The organism is Streptomyces sp. NPDC024555 (assembly GCF_055559335.1).
Genome location: NZ_JBVHKV010000035.1, coordinates 33,141 through 47,903, shown reverse-complemented (window position 1 = coordinate 47,903; position 14,763 = coordinate 33,141). Strand labels below are relative to the sequence as shown.

Genomic DNA, 14,763 nt, shown 5'->3' with positions numbered 1-14,763 from the left:
CCAAAAAACAACAAACCCAATACACCCCTCTCCCCCCCCCCCCCCCTCTCCCAACCCCCCCCCGGGGCGCCGGGGGGGGGGGCGCGGGGGGGGCCCCCCCCCCACCACCGAAAGGGGTGAACCGGCGTAACTTTCCTGCCCTGATGGCGTTTAGACGCGCTAGGGAGGGAGCCGGTCACACGCGGGCGGGTCCGCCGAGCGGGCCCGGGGCGCGTCAGTCCCGCGGGTACACCCAGGGGTTGGGATGGCACTCGATGCCGTCGATGTCGAGCGATTTGGTCTGCTGCTGCATCACCGGTGCGAGGCTGCCCGGCGTCCGGCAGCTCACATGGTTGTGGCCGAGCCGGTGGCCCACCTCGTGATTGATCAGCATCTGGCGGTAGGCGAAGAGCTTGTCCGGTCCGAAGGTGGACGAACCCTGGGCCCAGCGATAGGCGTTGATCATCACGCGCTCGGTGGCCGCCGAGTCGCAGGAGACGTTGTCCTCGGTGGTGTCGAGCCCCGATTTGCGGCACCAGTCCGCGGTGGTGCCGGGGCTGGCGAGCGTGATGACGAAGTCCGGGTCCCCGGTGGAGATCCGTTCGAAGGTCATGGCGCCGTCGTGCGCCCAGCTCCGGTCGTCGTTGAGCGTCTTCTGGACGGCGTCCGCGAAGAGCGCCGGGTCGAGTCCGAGCCCCTTCTCGACGTCGATCCGGTAGCGGTGCACCGTCCCCTTGCCGGGCGCCTTCGCCCGTCCGGGGACCGTCTCGAACGTCCCCGGGCCCTCCAGCTTCGCCGCCAGCGGATACGGTTTGGCCATTTTCTGCTCGTACGTGAGGGGCTTGGCCGCCACGCTCTCGGGCGCCGGGGTGTTGCGGGTGTCGGAGCGCGAGGCGTCGCCGGACTCGTCCCGGTCCACGCCCGCGGCCCGTGCCTCGCCGCTCCGGCCGCCGGAACCGTCCTGCGCGACCTGGCCGGCCACCACGACGGCGAGCACGGTGGTCACCGCGGCGGCCGCGATGCCCGTGAAGGTCCGGCCCCGCCCGCCCCTGGCCGCCTTGCCGGAGGCGCCGCCGTCCTCCGGCGGCTGCTCGTCCCATTCGGTGACCGAGCGGTACGGATCGGCCGGGGGCGCCGCGTCCCGGCGCGGCGCGGGCACCGTCGGCGGGCTGTCGAAGGCCTCGACGAACTCCCTGCGCGGGCCCGGTATCAGCGGCCCTCCCGGGCCGTCCGCCGTCCGCGGGCCACGGGCACCGCCGGGCGCCGGGGGCCGCACGGCCGCGCCGGAGCCCGTGCCGTGCGACGGGGCGGGCCGCTCGCCGTACCGGGCGAGGGGGCCCGTGCCCCAGCCGCCACCGGGTTCACGGTGCTCGGGGTGGCCGCCGCGCACCTCGGCCCCGGCCCGGAACGGGTCGAAGTCCTCGTCGGAAGGGGTGCCGACGGGCCGTCTGCGCCGGCCGCTGCCGGCGACGGGCGGAGCGCTGCCGGGCCCCGCTTCCGGGTTCGCCGGTGCGGGCCCGGTGCCGGGCGCCTCGGGCGCAGGGCCCCTTCGACTGTGTCGTCCCACGCCCCGGATCAGCTCCCGCCGCATTCGTCGAGCAGTTCCCGGAACGCCTGGGCGACCGCCTCCGGGTACTCCATCATCGCCACGTGCCCGGCGTCGGGCAGTGTCAGCAGGCGCGCGTCGCGGAAGGCCGCGGACGCCCTGCGTGCCATCCGGTACGAGACGAGCCGGTCCCGCCCCCCGTACACCAGCTGGGTCGGGGCCAGCACCCGCTCCGCCTGTCGCCAGAGCCCGTGCTGTCCGCCCAGGGTGTACGCGTCGACGATGCCACGTGCCGAGCGCGCCATGGCGTCCCAGAAGTACGGCAGCGCCAGCCGCCGCTCCATTTCGGCCACCGCGTCGCGGAAGCCCGCCGCGGAGACGCGCGCCGGATCGCCGTAACAGAGTGCCATGACTCCGCGGGTGCGGTCCTCGGCGGTCCAGTCGCGGGTCATCCGGGCGAACAGGGAGACGACTCCCGGAACAGCGAGCAGTCCGGTCGGCGCGGCCGACCACTGCACGCGGATCTCGGGGAGCGCGGGCGAGACCAGGGTGAGGGTGCGCACCAGATCGGGGCGGACGGCCGCGACCCGGGTGGCCACCGCGCCGCCCAGCGAATTGCCGAACAGGTGGACGGGTCCGCGCCCGCCGGCGTCCAGCAGCCGGATCACCGCCCGCGCGTGGCCGGTGACCGAGTAGTTGCCGTCGTCCGGCGGCGGGGAGTCCCCGAAACCGGGCAGGTCGACGGCCTCGCAGTCCAGCACGTCCTGGAGCAGCGGCATCAGCGCCGACCAGTTCTGCGAGGAGCCGCCGAGGCCGTGCACGAAGAGGGCCGGAGGCAGTCCGGGCCGCTCCGGCCGTCGCGAACGGAGCGCCAGCGTCAGCCCGGGGAGCGTGACGGAGCGCATCGCCTCGCCCTCCGCGACCTTGACGGTGCTCACCGTGGGGGACACCGCCGCGGCGGCGCCGCGGACTCCCGGCAGCTCGGTCGAAGACATGCGGCAATGTTACGAGACGATCACACCGGGGTTCATGTGTTCGCCGTCACAACGTTCGCACGCGTGCGCACCGTCCCGGCTCCGGGTGCACCGCTCCCCTCCGCTCCCCTCCGCGCCGGAATTCCGGGCAGAGCCTAGGCTCGAAGCTGAGGACCCGAAGCCGAGGAAAGGGAGCGCCCCATGACGGCCGACCCCAACGACCCGGAGACCTTCGCGGACGTACAGCCGGACGAACCGGACCAGGAGACGCCCGAGGCGGACGCCGCCGAGCAGCGGGCGGACCTGAGCCCGCAGCGCGACGAACCGCTGACGGACGTCGGCCGGGACGACGCCGACGAGGCGGACGCGGCGGAGCAGGCCCGGGTCGTCACACAGGATGAGGACGATTACCGCTGAAACGTCCCGCTATGCGGCGGAGGCCGGTGAATCTGTGGCTACCGCAGTCGTCCGGTCCGTGAAATTCTGCGTCCGCGCCGCGCATACCAGGGTTACCCAAAAGTACGATGACGGTATGGCGCAGCGTGCACCGAACTGCTGGGTCCGAACACAATTCTGGGAGGCGGCGTGACAGCCATCGAGCAGACCGAGGCCGCGCGCCCGAGGGGCACCCGCCTGCCCCGCCGCGCGCGACGCAACCAGCTGCTGGGCGCCGCGCAGGAGGTCTTCGTCGCGCAGGGCTACCACTCCGCGGCCATGGACGACATCGCGGAACGGGCCGGGGTCAGCAAGCCGGTCCTCTACCAGCACTTCCCGGGCAAGCTGGAGCTCTATCTGGCCCTGCTCGACCAGCACTGCGAGTCCCTGCTCCACGCCGTGCGCACGGCGCTGGCCTCGACCACGGACAACAAGCTGCGCGTCGCCGCGACGATGGACGCCTACTTCGCGTACGTGGAGGACGAGGGCGGGGCGTTCCGGCTGGTCTTCGAGTCGGACCTGACCAACGAGCCGGCCGTGCGCGAGCGGGTCGACCGGGTCTCCCTCCAGTGCGCCGAGGCGATCTCGGACGTGATCGCCGGTGACACCGGGCTGTCCAAGGACGAGTCCATGCTCCTCGCGGTCGGTCTCGGCGGGGTCTCCCAGGTGGTCGCCCGCTACTGGCTCTCCAGCCGGTCGGCGATCCCGCGCGACACCGCGGTCCAGCTGCTGACCTCGCTGGCCTGGCGGGGCATCGCGGGCTTCCCGCTGCACGGCATCGAGCAGCACTGACCCGATCCCGGCGCGGGTGTTCGCTGCGGGCGTGGCCCGCCGGGCCCGGTCCCGTCCCCTCAGCGGGCTAATGTGTCCTGCGTACGGCGCGGCTCACCGCGCAGGGACTGACCGTCGGAGGGACATAGCCGTGGAGGTCAAGATCGGGGTGCAGCACACGCCCCGGGAGATCGTTCTGGAGAGCGGGCTTTCCGCCGCAGAGGTCGAGAGCGCGGTTTCCGAGGCGCTGACCGGCAAGGCGCAGCTGCTCAGCCTCACGGACGAGAAGGGCCGGAAGGTCCTGGTGCCGGCCGACCGGATCGCCTATGTGGAGATCGGCGAGCCCAGCGCCCGACGGGTGGGGTTCGGCACGCTGTAGCGCGTCCGGACGCGAAGACCGCGGGAGCGGCCCGGTGGGATTCCCACCGGGCCGCTCTCCGTTTCCCGCGCCCCGTTTCCCTCGCCCCGCGGCGCGGATGTCCGAAACACGCCGGTACGGGGTCCGAGGGATTTCCCCATTCCTGTGCGTCGGCTGGGCGAAGGCTGTCCGCGGGAGGGTTGCGTTCCGCCGCCCGGGGGTAGGACGGCCTCGACCGATTTGCCCGGCCCGCGTCTGCGAGGTGATCGTCCGTGATCCTGGAAACCCTGGGCTCCGTCGTGCTCGGGCTCGTCCTGTCCTGGGCGGCGCTGCGCGGCTTCTCGCCGCGGCTGCCCTCCCGTCGCGCCGTGCTGCCGACCGGTGCGCTGGGGGCCCTGTTCGGCGCGTATCTCACGCACTCGGTGCTCGGCCCGGGGCACACGGCGGCGACCCTGGTGGGTTCGGTGCTGATCTCCGCGGTGACGCTGTCGCTGCTGCTCAGGCCGCGCAGCGGCCGGCTGGGCCGGTCGGCGGCGGTCTGACTCTGACGCACCGCCGAGCGGTCCGAGGGGGCGCGGGCCCCCTCCCCCTTCTCTCCCTACGCGGCCAGCCCCAGGGCGGCCATCCGCTTGGTGTGCGCCTCGGTGATCCGGGAGAACATCCGGCCGACCTCGGCGAGGTCGAAGCCGTCGGCCACCCCGCCCACCAGCATGGTGGAGAGCGCGTCGCGGTCGGCGACCACGCGCTGCGCCTGGGAGAGCGCCTCGCCCATCAGCCGCCGGGCCCAGAGCGCGAGCCGGCCGCCGACCCTCGGGTCCTCCTCGATCGCGGCGCGGACCTTCTCGACGGCGAAGTTGCCGTGGCCGGTGTCGTCGAGCACGGCGAGGACGAGCGAGCGGGTGTCCGAGTCGAGCCGGACGGCGACCTCGCGGTAGAAGTCGCTGGCGATCGAGTCGCCCACGTACGCCTTGACCAGGCCCTCCAGCCAGTCCGAGGGCGCGGTCTGGCGGTGGAAGTCGTCGAGGGCCCTGGCGAACGGCTCCATGGCGCCGGTGGGCTCGACCTCGATGGCGGTCAGCCGGTCGGTGAGCCGCTCGAAGTGGTGGAACTCCGCGGACGCCATCTTCGCCAGGGCCGCCTTGTCGGCCAGGGTCGGCGCCAGCTTCGCGTCCTCCGCGAGCCGCTCGAAGGCCGCCAGCTCCCCGTAGGCGAGGGCGCCCAGCAGATCGACGACGGCGGCCCGGTACTGCGGCTCCGCGGACGCGGTGGCCCAGTCCTGGTCGGCGACTCGGGTGGATGCGGGTGCGTCAGTGGCGTTGTCAGGCGTCTCCATGCACCGCAGAATAGCCCGCCCCGCCAGGGGCCGAAGGGTCCGGCCGCCGGCCCACGTCACACGGTGCCGATGAATTCACCCAACACAGATGCGCGAATCCGGGGTACAGTGGTAATGCGCTTACTGAGCATTTTGCAGCTGCTCGTTGCGCGAAATTGAATGAGGATGCCCGGTCGGTGGCCCGATCGGCTCCGACCCGACAGCCCTCCACGCGGTGCGTGCGACACGCACGGCCGCAGATGAGGGGCCCCCTCAGCGGCACGACGCTCGAGCGACGGCAGTGGTCCCGCGCCACCCGGCCCCACGGCCGGATGACCAACCCCGGCACGGTACGACCCCCTTCGTTCGCCTCGGACCGCGTTTCACAGAAGAGGCAGCACCCTGACTACGTTCCGAGACCTCGGGATTCTTTCCGAGACGGCCGAGGCCCTTGAGGCCGTCGGCATCACGTCCCCCTTCCCCATCCAGGAGCTCACGCTCCCCGTCGCCCTCTCCGGCTCCGACGTCATCGGCCAGGCCAAGACCGGCACCGGCAAGACGCTCGGCTTCGGCCTTCCGCTGCTGGAGCGCGTCACCGTCCTCGCCGATGTCGAGGCGGGCCGCGCGAAGCCGGAGGAGCTGACGGACTCCCCCCAGGCACTGATCGTCGTTCCCACCCGTGAGCTGTGCCAGCAGGTCACCAACGACCTGCTGACCGCCGGCAAGGTGCGCAACGTCCGCGTGCTGGCGATCTACGGCGGCCGGGCGTACGAGCCGCAGGTCGAGGCCCTGAAGAAGGGCGTCGACGTGATCGTCGGCACCCCGGGCCGGCTCCTCGACCTCGCGGGCCAGCGCAAGCTGGACCTCTCCAAGGTCCGCGCGCTCGTCCTCGACGAGGCCGACGAGATGCTGGACCTGGGCTTCCTGCCCGACGTCGAGCGCATCATCACGATGCTGCCGGCGAAGCGCCAGACGATGCTGTTCTCGGCGACCATGCCGGGCGCGGTCATCTCGCTGGCCCGCCGCTACATGTCGCAGCCGACGCACATCAACGCCACCTCGCCCGACGACGAGGGCACGACCGTCAAGAACACGGCGCAGTACGTCTACCGCGCCCACTCGATGGACAAGCCCGAGATGGTCTCGCGCATCCTGCAGGCCAAGGGCCGCGGACTCGCGATGATCTTCTGCCGCACCAAGCGCACCGCGGCGGACATCGCCGAGCAGCTGGAGAAGCGCGGCTTCGCCTCCGGCGCCGTCCACGGCGACCTCGGCCAGGGCGCCCGCGAGCAGGCGCTGCGCGCCTTCCGCAACGGCAAGGTCGACGTGCTCGTCTGCACCGACGTCGCCGCCCGCGGTATCGACGTCGAGGGCGTGACGCACGTCATCAACTACCAGTCCCCCGAGGACGAGAAGACCTATCTGCACCGGATCGGCCGCACCGGCCGCGCGGGTGCCAAGGGCATCGCGATCACGCTGGTCGACTGGGACGACATCCCGCGCTGGCAGCTGATCAACAAGGCCCTGGACCTGAACTTCCCGGACCCGGCCGAGACGTACTCCACCTCCCCGCACCTCTACGAGGACCTGGACATCCCGGCCGGCACCAAGGGCGTCCTGCCCCGTGCCGAGCGGACCCGTGCCGGTCTGAAGGCCGAGGAGATCGAGGACCTGGGCGAGACGGGCGGCCGGGGCCGCCGCTCGGCCCCGGCGCCCGCGACCCGCGAGGAGCGCCCCCCGCGCACCCCGCGCCAGCGCCGGCGCACCCGGGGCGGCAGCGCCGTGGGTGAGGGCGAGGGCGCCGCGACGGTGCCCGCACCGGCCGCCGAGGCCGTGGAGACCCCCGCCGCCGACGCACCGGCCGAGCCGCGCACCCCGCGCCGCCGCCGGCGCGGCCGGGTGTCCGTCGCGGACGTCGCCGAGGTCGCGGAGGGCGCCGCCGAGAGCGCGGTGGCCGTGGCCGAGGCGCCGGTCGTGGTGGCCGAGCCCGAGGCGGAGGCCGCGCCGAGGAAGCGGACCCGCAGCCGGGCCGCCAAGCCCGAGGTCGTCATCGACACCGAGGCGGAGACGGTGGCCGAGGCCAAGCCGCGCCGCCGCCGCACCCGGACGGTCAAGCCGGCCGCCGACGAGGTGGACTTCCAGATCGCGCCGGTGTCCGAGCCCGTGGCCGAGGCGCCGACGGTGACCAAGCCGCGCCGCCGCCGGGTGATCAAGCCCGCCGAGGACGAGGTCGACTTCCAGATCGCGCCGATCTCGGAGCCGGAGCCGGAGTCCCGGACGCGCCGCCGCACCCGTGCGGCCGCCAAGCCGAAGACGGAGACCGTGGCGGAGGCCCCGGCCGCCGCCGAGGGCGAGGCCAAGCCGCGCCGCCGCCGCTCGCCGCGCACCACCGCGGCGAAGGCCGAGGGCTGAGCGCACCACGCGTGAAACGCCGGACGGGCCCGGGGATCGATTCCCCCGGGCCCGTCCGGCGTTTTCGGCCCCACGACGGCCGCACCCGCACGGCGCGGCCCCGTACGCGCACCGCCCCTGCCGCACCCCGGACGCGGCCCGGCGGCAGGCGTTCTACCCTCGTGCCATGAGCCGGCCACCGACCTTCGTCCCGCCCCCCTGCGCCCGCCCCCGCACCCTGCGCACCGCGCGCGGGGACTTCGCCGTCCTGGACGCCGTACCGGACCGGGACCCGCGCGGCACCGTACTGCTGCTGCCCGGGTACACCGGCAGCAAGGAGGACTTCATCGCCCTCCTGGAGCCGCTCACCGCGGCCGGGTACCGGGCGGTGAGCGTCGACGGCCGCGGCCAGTACGAGACGGAGGGGACGGACCGCCCGGAGACGTACGCGCAGGAGGAACTGGCCCGGGACGTGCTGGCCCAGACGGCCGCGCTCGGCACGGCGGGCGGGGTGGACCTGCTCGGCCATTCGCTGGGCGGGCAGATCGCGCGGGCGGCCGTCCTGCTGGACCGCGGCCCCTTCCGTTCGCTCACCCTGATGTCGTCCGGGCCGGCCGAGGTCGTCGAGGCGCAGCAGATCAAGGTGAAGATCCTGGGCGACGCGCTGGCCACCATGACCATGGACGACGTGTGGGCGGCGATGCGCGCCTTCGACCCGCCGGCCGAGGCGGAGACCGGCGGCGAGGAGCTGCGGCGGCGCTGGCTGCGCAACCGTCCCGAACAGCTGATCGCCACCGGACGGCAGCTGGCGACCGAGCCGGACCGGGTGGCCGAGCTGGCCGCCACCGGGCTGCCCGTCCATGTGATCTCCGGCGAGAGCGACGACGTGTGGCCGGTGCCGCTGCTGGACGCGATGGCCGGGCGCCTCGGCGCGCACCGGACCCGGATCGCGGGCGCCGAGCACTCCCCCAACACCGGCCGCCCCGGACCGACCGCCGCCGCGCTCGTCGCCTTCTGGGACGGTCTGTAGGCGGCGAGGGGCCCGCCCGCACCCGTCAGTACTGTCCCTGGAGGTGCTGCCAGAAGCCGTCGCGCAGCGCGCGGCGCAGCGGGGCGTGGCCGCGCAGTGAGTGCTGGAGGCGCCGTTCGGCCTCGACGAGGAGGTCCTGGTCGACCGAGCCCGGCAGATAGGGGTGGCCCGGCAGCAGATCGGCGAGGGCGGCCCGGCCCCGGGTGGCGAGCCATTCCGCGGCGATCTGGGCGCCGACGAAGCGGACGTTCTCGCGCGAGGGCGCGGGGGTGTCCTCCTCGAAGGTGGTGACGGGCCGTCTGGTCACGTAGGGGCGGCAGAAGTCGAGGTCGAAGGTGCGCTGGCTGTCGACCTCCCAGAGCAGCGGTTCGGCCTGGTTGCGGCCCTCCCCGGCCTCGATGCCCCAGAGATGGACACGGGCCCCGTACCCCTGCGCGGCCTCGACGGCCGACACCAGGTCCTCGTCCCCGCCGACGAGGGCGGCGTCGCTGATGGCGCGGTGGCGGGCGAGGGATTCGAGGTCGGTGCGGATGAGGGAGTCGACGCCCTTCTGCTGGTTGTTGGCGTTGAGGTTGCCCAGCCGGACCTTGACGTCGGGGAGTTCGGCGATGGACTGCTGCTCGGGCGTGTGGATCCGCCGCCGGGCGCCGTCGTACCAGTACACGCGCAGCAGCCGGCTGTCGGCGAAGATGGTGCGGGCCTTGTCGATGAAGGCCTCGATCAGTCCTTCGGCGTCGAGGTCGAAGGAGCGCCGGTCCTCGGTGCCGGTGACGAGCAGCCCGGCCGCGGCGTAGACATAGCCGGCGTCCACGAAGATCGCATGGGTCGAGGGGGTCTTCGACACCTCGGCGAGCATCCGCTGGAGCAGGGCGTTGGCGAGGTCCAGGCGCTCGGCGATCCCGTCCTCGTTCATACGGGCCCCGCCGTGGATGTCGTCGTCCGCGCACGGCCGGTTACTCGCTGGTACTTAGACATCCAAAACTTTTCCTTAGCGTAGGGAATGATTGCAGGAGACAAGTCGTTGTCACCCCATGGGACGCGAGAGAGCCTTGCCCGCGCCCCACATCCTTGCGGACGGTTCATCCGTCCTCCCAGCAGTTCTCCATCAGGAGGATCAGACGAAGGGAAGCCGTATGCGCTTCGAGATCATGCGACTCGACGATGTCGACGGTACCGCCGTGGACAGCACCGTCGTGGACGCCGCCTCCGTCAAGCGGATCGTGCAGCAGGCCGCCTCCATGGGCCAGCGCATCTACATCCGCCCGGCCGAAAGCCCGGCTTCGTAACACGGTAGTGAAGTAAAGACGAAGCGCCCCCGTACGGAAGGTCCGTGCGGGGGCGCCGTGCTGTGCGGGGCCGGTCAGGCGTCCTGGATGACCTGGGTGACGCCGTTGATGATCTGCTGGACGGCGATGGCGGACAGCATCATGCCGGCGAGTCGGGTGACCAGGACGACGCCGCCGTCCTTGATGACCCGGATGATCAGCAGCGAGTAGCGCATGGTCAGCCAGAGCACGACGTGCATGGCGATGATCGCGGTCCAGACGGAGATCTGACCGGACACGCCGTCGGCGTGCTGCACCGCGAGGATCACCGAGACGATCGCGCCGGGTCCGGCGAGCAGCGGCATGCCGAGCGGGACGAGCGCGACGTTGACGTCCTTGGTCTGGGTCGGCTCGTCGGTCTTGCCGGTCAGCAGGTCGAGCGCGATGAGCAGCAGGAGCAGCCCGCCCGCGATCATCAGGGCGGGGACGGAGACATGGAGATAGTCCAGGATCTGCTGGCCGAGCACACCGAAGACGGCGATCACGCCGAAGGCGACGGCGACGGCCTGGAGCGCCATCCTGCGCTGGATCCGGGCGGGCCGGCCGGCGGTGAGGGCGAGGAAGATCGGGGTGATCCCGGGTGGATCCATAATCACAAAAAGGGTGAGAAAAAGGGATCCGAAGACAGCGACGTCGAACACGGTGAGCCTTGCGAGGAGAGAGCGGGGGGTGGGGTGGCGCGCCGACAGCCTCCCGGAGATCGCGGGAGGCGGTGACGGGGCGCGCCGGGAGGTACCGCCCGGCCGTCGTGCGGTGACGCGGACGGGGCGGTACGGAGCGGAGCGGGTGCGGTTACGCGGTGACGGGTCCGCCGGCGCCCGGCACCGGGAAGGCTCCCGTGGCGCGCCGGGTGATCTCGCCGTAGATCTCCGGGTCGGTGGTGCAGGCGCCGAGCGTCACGGTCTTGCGGCTGCCGTGGTAGTCGCTCGACCCGGTGGTCAGCAGGTTCAGCTCGCGGGCGAGGCCGCGCAGCCGGGCCCGGGTGGGCTCGTCGTGGTCGGTGTGGTCCACCTCGATGCCGTCGAGTCCGGCCGCGGCCAGTTCGGCGATCGCGGACTCGGGGACGACGGCGCCGCGCTTGACGGCGCCCGGGTGGGCGAAGACGGTGACGCCGCCGGCGGCCTTGACCAGCCGGATCGCGTCGAAGGGGTCGAGTTCGTGCTTCTCGGCGTACGCGCGTCCGCCGTCGGCGAGCCACTGGGGCGTGAAGGCGTCGGAGACGGTCTCGACGACGCCGAGTTCGACGAGGGCGGTGGCGATGTGCGGCCGGCCGACGGAGCCGTCACCGGCGATCCGGGCGACCTGCTCCCAGGTGACGGGGACGCCCAGCTCCTGGAGCCTGCGGACCATGGTGCGGGCGCGCGGCACCCGGTCGTCGCGCACCAGCTCGCGCTCGCGGGCCAGTTCGGGCTCGTCCGGGTCGAAGAGGTAGGCCAGCATGTGCAGTCCGACGCCGTCGAGGCGGCAGGAGAGCTCGGCGCCGGTGACGAGGGTGAGCCCCTCGGGGAGGGCGGCCAGGGCCTCGGCGTGCCCGCGGACCGTGTCGTGGTCGGTGAGGGCGACGACGTCGAGGCCGGCGGCCGCCGCGTTGCGCACCAGGCCGGCGGGGGTGTCCGTGCCGTCGGACGCGGTGGAGTGGGTGTGCAGGTCGATGCGCACGACGCGGACTCCAGTGCTCGCGGGCCGGTTGGGGGACGCTCAAGGATAACCGGCGGCCGGACCCCTTCCGGACGGTCAGGGTCCGGTCAGCAGCCGGGGCGTGAGCGCGCCGCACGGCACCAGGTCGACCTCTCCCCCGGCGTCGCGCAGATCGGTCAGCACGAGTTCGTCGTACATCAGGAGTCCCGACTGCTCGGGCCAGACGATCGCCCAGAGCCAGAGTCCGCGTGCCTCACCGGCGAAGACCGCCCGGTCGGCGGGGGCGTCCTTCACATGCCAGAGCGGGGACGGCCGGCCGGCGGCGAGCACCTTCACATCGGGCGGTCCGTCGACGGCCAGGCCCGGCCCGGGGTCGGGGCCCTCGACGCCCGCGTACCGCGCCCCGAGTCCGACCCCCAGCTCCTCGGCGACGAGCAGCAGCTCCCCGACACCGCCGAGCGGTCCGGGTCCGGAGCAGGCGACGGCGGTGGCGCGGCCGCCGCTGCGGTCGTCGCCCGCGCAGGCCACGCCGGTGAAGAGCCAGCCCACGGGCAGCGGCCAGGGCATCCACACCGGCACCCGGGCACGGTGCACGACGACGCCGAGCCCTTCGACGCTGGGCGGGATCACCGGCTGCAACGGATGCACGCTGCCGTGCTCGTCGCACTGCCAGGTGTCGGCAAAGAGACCGGGCGCCCTGACCCGGCCTCCGCACTTCGGGCAACTGGGTTCGCCCCTCATAGCGACCCACGGTCCTCCCCGGCCGTCGCCGCGTCAAGGACGATCACCCTTCCGCAGCGTGGCTCCCACCTGCAGATTTAGATGTAGTTTGCATCCATTAGGCGCTCTAACTTATTCTGTGCATAACACATCGATCTAGTGGAGAGCGAGAAGTCCATGCGGGGAGAGGATCCCTTCGAACAGGGAACGGCCGGCATCCTGCGCCAGCCGAAGGCCGTCTGGGCCACAGCGGGCGCATCCGTCGTCGCGTTCATGGGCATCGGCCTGGTGGACCCGATCCTGCCGTCCATCGCGAAGGGCCTGGACGCGACGCCGAGCCAGGTGTCGCTGCTCTTCACCTCCTACTTCCTGATCACCGCCTTCGCGATGCTGGTGACCGGCTTCGTCTCCAGCCGCATCGGCGGCCGCAAGACGCTGCTCGCCGGTCTCGCGCTGGTCGTGGTCTTCGCCGCGCTCTCCGGCACCTCCTCCTCCGTCGCCGAACTCGTCGGCTTCCGGGCGGGCTGGGGGCTCGGCAACGCGCTGTTCGTCTCGACGGCCCTCGCCGTGATCGTGGGCGCGGCGGCCGGCGGCAGCTCGGCGGCGATCCTGCTGTACGAGTCGGCGCTCGGCCTCGGCATGGCCTGCGGACCGCTGCTCGGCGCGCTCCTCGGCGACGCCAGCTGGCGCTACCCGTTCTTCGGGACGGCCGCGCTGATGGCGATCGGCTTCATCTGCATCACGGCGTTCCTGAAGGAACAGCCCAGGCCGGCCCGCAAGACGTCCCTGCTCGACCCCGTCAGGGCGCTCGGCCACCGCGGGCTCGCCTCCGTCGCGGCCTCCGCGTTCTTCTACAACTACGCGTTCTTCACGATCCTGGCCTTCACCCCGTTCGTGCTGAACATGACGCCGTACAAGTCCGGTGCCGTGTTCTTCGCCTGGGGCCTGCTGCTCGCGGTCTTCTCGGTGCTCGTCGCGCCCCGGCTCCAGGAGCGGTTCGGCTCGCTCAAGGTGCTCGGCGCCTCGCTGGTACTGCTCGCCGCGGACCTGGTGGTCCTCGGGTACGGCGACCACACCACGGCGATCGTCTGCACCATCGTCTCCGGCGCCTTCATCGGCATGAACAACACCGTCTACACGGAGCTGGCGCTCGGGGTCTCCGACGCCCCGCGCCCGGTGGCCAGCGCGGGCTACAACTTCGTCCGCTGGTTCGCGGCCGCCGCCGCGCCCTACCTCGCCCCGAAGATCGAGGAGTGGAGCGACATCCACATCCCGTTCGTGGTCGCCGCCGCGGCGGCGCTCGTCGGCGCGGCCGTCGTCTGGGTCCGCCGGTCGGCCCTGACCCACGAGGCGGAGGAACTGGAGCCGAAGCACGCCACCGAGGACGGCGTCACGGTCTTCGCCGACTGACGCGGCCCGGACGGCCACCGGCCGCCCCCGCACCGCCCCGCCCGCGGCTCCCCCTCCTGGCCGCGCGGCGGGGCTTTCGCGTACGGCCGGGGCCCGCCCCGTCGCCGTACCGCCTCCGTACCCCCGTCAGTCCAGCGCCACCGAACCCCGCAGCGGGTCCCGCAGGTCCGTGCCGTGCGAGAGCCAGCGCTCCTGGAGCTCCTGGGCGCCGTGCACCCGCTTCCAGGCGGCCTCGTTGGGCGTCATCGGCAGCAGCGGCAGGAAGTGGACCGGGTCCATCCCGCCGCCCGGCTCCAGGTCCTCCACCAGCCCGCCCGGCTCCGCGACGAGCACGGAGGTGAACGGCGCGCCGGGCCACAGAGGTTCGCCCACGTCCAGGGAGGCGCCGGGGGCCACGACCAGCCCCTCCACCTGGGGCGAGGCGGCCAGCACCGCGAGCTTGCGCAGCACCTGGTCGGTGTCGGCGAGGCCGAGCCGCACCGAGAGGACCAGCTCCGCGCGCGGCCCCTCGACCGGATCGGCGACCACGGACGTCGGATCGGCCATCGGCTGGGCGGACATGCCGAGGGTGGCGTATCTCACCACGTCCCCGTCGATGAAGCGGAGAACCTCGATCCGGTCCGTCCCGAGAAACGTCACTGCCGCACGTGCGTCCGGTTCACCCAGGGCCGTCCGCAGACGTGCCTCGACCAGCGCAAGAATTTCTGCCATGCGGCGAGCATAGGTCGCGTATGGAACGGGCAAAGTAAGGGATTGACCCTGGAGCGGCTGCTAGCCTGGGGTGCCGGTCGGGACAGCACGCAGAAGCGTCGCTCTCAGTCCCGGCACAACGTCATCCCCCACGGGGGACCGACCGGAGGAGGTGGGGCTGCGG

The 14,763-nt window shown here is 72.7% G+C and carries 16 protein-coding genes; 8 read left to right on the top strand and 8 right to left on the bottom strand.

The window, feature by feature from the left end; genetic code table 11:
• Positions 1-214: 214 nt before the first annotated feature.
• Positions 215-1,570, bottom strand: coding sequence for a DUF3152 domain-containing protein (locus ACZ4FH_RS36145; RefSeq protein ID WP_467310275.1), 1,356 nt, complete (start codon positions 1,568-1,570; stop codon positions 215-217).
• Positions 1,555-2,520 carry an alpha/beta fold hydrolase gene (locus ACZ4FH_RS36140; RefSeq protein WP_467310273.1) on the bottom strand — a complete coding sequence of 322 codons (966 nt, stop codon included), beginning with the start codon at positions 2,518-2,520 and terminating at the stop codon, positions 1,555-1,557. Before ACZ4FH_RS36140 ends, ACZ4FH_RS36145 begins: the two co-directional genes overlap by 16 nt.
• Before the next feature lie 180 nt (positions 2,521-2,700).
• Here ACZ4FH_RS36140 and ACZ4FH_RS36135 point away from each other — a divergent pair, with 180 nt between their 5' ends.
• The 4 genes from ACZ4FH_RS36135 (at position 2,701) to ACZ4FH_RS36120 (ending at position 4,605) form a co-directional block, all read left to right on the top strand.
• The gene (locus ACZ4FH_RS36135; protein WP_467310271.1) at positions 2,701-2,916 is read left to right on the top strand and encodes a hypothetical protein; all 216 of its coding nucleotides are present in this window, start codon (positions 2,701-2,703) and stop codon (positions 2,914-2,916) included.
• Between the two features lie 168 nt (positions 2,917-3,084).
• Positions 3,085-3,726, top strand: coding sequence for a TetR/AcrR family transcriptional regulator (locus ACZ4FH_RS36130; RefSeq protein ID WP_383634702.1), 642 nt, complete (start codon positions 3,085-3,087; stop codon positions 3,724-3,726).
• Between the two features lie 130 nt (positions 3,727-3,856).
• Positions 3,857-4,084, top strand: coding sequence for a DUF3107 domain-containing protein (locus tag ACZ4FH_RS36125; protein WP_383634700.1), 228 nt, complete (start codon positions 3,857-3,859; stop codon positions 4,082-4,084).
• Between the two features lie 251 nt (positions 4,085-4,335).
• The gene (locus ACZ4FH_RS36120) at positions 4,336-4,605 is read left to right on the top strand and encodes a hypothetical protein (protein WP_383634698.1); all 270 of its coding nucleotides are present in this window, start codon (positions 4,336-4,338) and stop codon (positions 4,603-4,605) included.
• A 56-nt stretch (positions 4,606-4,661) separates the two neighbouring features.
• Here ACZ4FH_RS36120 and ACZ4FH_RS36115 read toward each other — a convergent pair whose 3' ends face one another.
• The gene (locus tag ACZ4FH_RS36115; RefSeq protein WP_383634696.1) at positions 4,662-5,396 is read right to left on the bottom strand and encodes a ferritin-like fold-containing protein; all 735 of its coding nucleotides are present in this window, start codon (positions 5,394-5,396) and stop codon (positions 4,662-4,664) included.
• Positions 5,397-5,840: 444 nt separating this feature from the next.
• Here ACZ4FH_RS36115 and ACZ4FH_RS36110 point away from each other — a divergent pair, with 444 nt between their 5' ends.
• Both ACZ4FH_RS36110 and ACZ4FH_RS36105 read left to right on the top strand, forming a co-directional pair.
• A complete protein-coding gene (locus tag ACZ4FH_RS36110) occupies positions 5,841-7,787 on the top strand; it encodes a DEAD/DEAH box helicase (RefSeq protein ID WP_467310277.1) in 1,947 nt (648 codons plus the stop codon).
• A gap of 166 nt (positions 7,788-7,953) precedes the next feature.
• Complete coding sequence (locus ACZ4FH_RS36105; protein ID WP_467310268.1) at positions 7,954-8,796, top strand: alpha/beta fold hydrolase; 843 nt, start codon at positions 7,954-7,956, stop codon at positions 8,794-8,796.
• A gap of 25 nt (positions 8,797-8,821) precedes the next feature.
• On the opposite strand, the gene ACZ4FH_RS36100 is transcribed toward ACZ4FH_RS36105, so the two are convergent.
• Positions 8,822-9,709 (bottom strand): NYN domain-containing protein, encoded by an 888-nt coding sequence (locus tag ACZ4FH_RS36100; RefSeq protein WP_383634693.1) that lies wholly within the window; start codon positions 9,707-9,709, stop codon positions 8,822-8,824.
• 220 nt (positions 9,710-9,929) lie between these two features.
• Between ACZ4FH_RS36100 and ACZ4FH_RS36095 the strand changes: the two genes are divergently transcribed.
• Positions 9,930-10,082 (top strand): hypothetical protein, encoded by a 153-nt coding sequence (locus tag ACZ4FH_RS36095; RefSeq protein ID WP_383634691.1) that lies wholly within the window; start codon positions 9,930-9,932, stop codon positions 10,080-10,082.
• A gap of 74 nt (positions 10,083-10,156) precedes the next feature.
• On the opposite strand, the gene ACZ4FH_RS36090 is transcribed toward ACZ4FH_RS36095, so the two are convergent.
• From ACZ4FH_RS36090 to ACZ4FH_RS36080, 3 genes are all read right to left on the bottom strand, one after another.
• Complete coding sequence (locus ACZ4FH_RS36090) at positions 10,157-10,762, bottom strand: MarC family protein (protein ID WP_467310265.1); 606 nt, start codon at positions 10,760-10,762, stop codon at positions 10,157-10,159.
• A 151-nt stretch (positions 10,763-10,913) separates the two neighbouring features.
• Complete coding sequence (locus ACZ4FH_RS36085; RefSeq protein WP_467310263.1) at positions 10,914-11,780, bottom strand: PHP domain-containing protein; 867 nt, start codon at positions 11,778-11,780, stop codon at positions 10,914-10,916.
• Positions 11,781-11,855: 75 nt separating this feature from the next.
• Positions 11,856-12,500 carry a DUF6758 family protein gene (locus tag ACZ4FH_RS36080; RefSeq protein WP_383634685.1) on the bottom strand — a complete coding sequence of 215 codons (645 nt, stop codon included), beginning with the start codon at positions 12,498-12,500 and terminating at the stop codon, positions 11,856-11,858.
• Positions 12,501-12,656: 156 nt separating this feature from the next.
• On the opposite strand from ACZ4FH_RS36080, the gene ACZ4FH_RS36075 reads away from it, so the two are divergent.
• Entirely contained in the window at positions 12,657-13,889 is a 1,233-nt protein-coding gene (locus ACZ4FH_RS36075; protein WP_467310260.1) for an MFS transporter, read from the top strand.
• A 126-nt stretch (positions 13,890-14,015) separates the two neighbouring features.
• Here ACZ4FH_RS36075 and ACZ4FH_RS36070 read toward each other — a convergent pair whose 3' ends face one another.
• Positions 14,016-14,600 (bottom strand): suppressor of fused domain protein, encoded by a 585-nt coding sequence (locus ACZ4FH_RS36070; protein WP_467310258.1) that lies wholly within the window; start codon positions 14,598-14,600, stop codon positions 14,016-14,018.
• Between the last annotated feature and the right edge of the window lie 163 nt (positions 14,601-14,763).